Below are 1813 nucleotides of genomic sequence, written 5' to 3'. Positions count from 1 at the left end.
GCCTCTTTGATGGCCTTTGCCAGTTTTGCGCCTGGAGCAGCTTTTGCGCAGGACGTGGCAACTTCAGCTACACCCACCACTGCAGACTCGGGCGCGATCACCGTCACCGGTTGGCGTCTGCGCAAGCTGGACACCGCCATCCCGACCGGCAGCCGGCTCAACCTTTCGGTGCGCGAAACGCCCGCCACGATCGACCAGATTGATGCCAACGAAATCCTCACGCGCGGTTTCCGCACGGTGGAGGAAGCGACGGTGAGCCTGCCGGGTGTCACGTCCGGCGGATCGCCAGGCGATCCCTCGCTCTTCTCGATGCGCGGCTTCACCGGCGAACAGATTACCGTGTTGCACAACGGCCTCTATCTCGGCCCGGCCAACATGATCAACCGGCCGGGCAATACCTTCAACATCGCCAGTATCGACGTGATCAAAGGCCCTGCGTCCGTGCTCTATGGCCAAGGCGCCGTGGGCGGTGCCGTCAACATCGTCAACAAGCATGCCGACCTGGCGGCCGACAGCTATCAGATGCTGGGCTCCTACGGCACGTTCAACACGGTCAGCGCCGGGTTCGGGTTCAACAAAGTGCTGTCGCGCGATGTCGCGCTGCGCATCGACAGCAGCTATCACACCACCGATGGCTTCGTGAAGAATGCCGGATCGCACTCGCTCAATCTCACCGGTACCTTGCTATACCAGCCGTCGGCCGACTTCTCGCTGGAATTCAGCGTCGATTATCTCAAGGACAAGCTGTCCAACTATTTCGGCACCCCGCTGGTGCCTCGCTCTGCTGCCAAGGACCCCATCGAGGGCATTCTCTCCTCGTCGGGCGGGCTCGTGGTCGATCACGCGATGCGCTTCGTCAACTACAACGTCTCGGACAGCCGCGACAACAGCTGGCAGGTCTGGCCGCGCCTGGCCGTGACCTGGAAGCCGTCAGACACCCTTACTGTGTCCAACACCGCCTATTGGTTCCATGCCGAGCGGCAGTGGATCAACGCCGAAACCTATGCATACAACACCACCACCGGCAAAGTGGATCGCGATCGCTTTTTCGTGTTCCACAATCAGGATCTGCTGGGCGACCAGCTGAGCGCGAGCCTTGATGGCAAAGTCCTGGGCCTGGCGAACAAGGTGGTGGTCGGCCTCGACTACAGCCATCTCGATTTCATCCGCTCGCGCGGTTTCCCCGATGGCGACAGCGTCGATCCCTACAATCCCGATCCGGGCCTGTTCGGGCCCTTGGCCAAGCGCGTGAGCCCCACGCGCTGGGACCAGATCGCAGCATTCGGCGAAGACGTCCTGAGCCTGACCGGCCAGCTCAAGCTCGTGGGCGGCGTGCGCGCGGAGAACCTTTATCTTACCCGCCAGAACTACAACGTCGATGGCACGTTCAACGCTGGCAGCAGCTTTGCCCGCACCTACAAGCTGTTCAACTGGCGCTTGGGCCTAGTCTACGATATCGCCCCGACGATCTCGGCTTACGCATCGTTCAGCACCGGCAAAGACCCGGTGGGGGCCAATATCTTCCTGGTGAACGCCAACCAGAATTTCGGCCTGAGCTCCTCGCGCCAGTTCGAAGTGGGCATCAAGGCTGACCTGCTGGGCGGGCGCGGCTCGGTCACGCTGGCGGCCTATGACATCAAACGGCGCAACATCCTCACGCTTGTGGGCACCGACACCCTGAGCAACGTGGGCAGCCAAACCTCCAAGGGCGTGGAACTGTCCGGCCAGCTCAAAGTGACGGACACCTGGACGCTGGTGGCCAGCGGCACCTATGTCGATGCCAAGTATGGTGATTTCATCGATCCCAACTATG

Annotated in this window: 1 protein-coding gene; it reads left to right on the top strand. The window is 61.6% G+C overall.

Annotated features, from left to right (window positions below; genetic code table 11):
- Positions 1-54: 54 nt before the first annotated feature.
- A partial coding sequence (locus tag FHT19_RS24245) for a TonB-dependent receptor (protein ID WP_248290644.1) occupies positions 55-1813 on the top strand: 1759 nt, incomplete at its 3' end.

The sequence above is a fragment of the Novosphingobium sp. SG919 genome (genome assembly GCF_012932495.1).
In the GTDB taxonomy this organism is placed as follows: Bacteria; Pseudomonadota; Alphaproteobacteria; order Sphingomonadales; family Sphingomonadaceae; genus Novosphingobium; species Novosphingobium rhizosphaerae.
The sequence above is the reverse complement of the archived record's forward strand: the minus strand, read 5'-3'. Positions and strand labels throughout refer to the sequence as shown.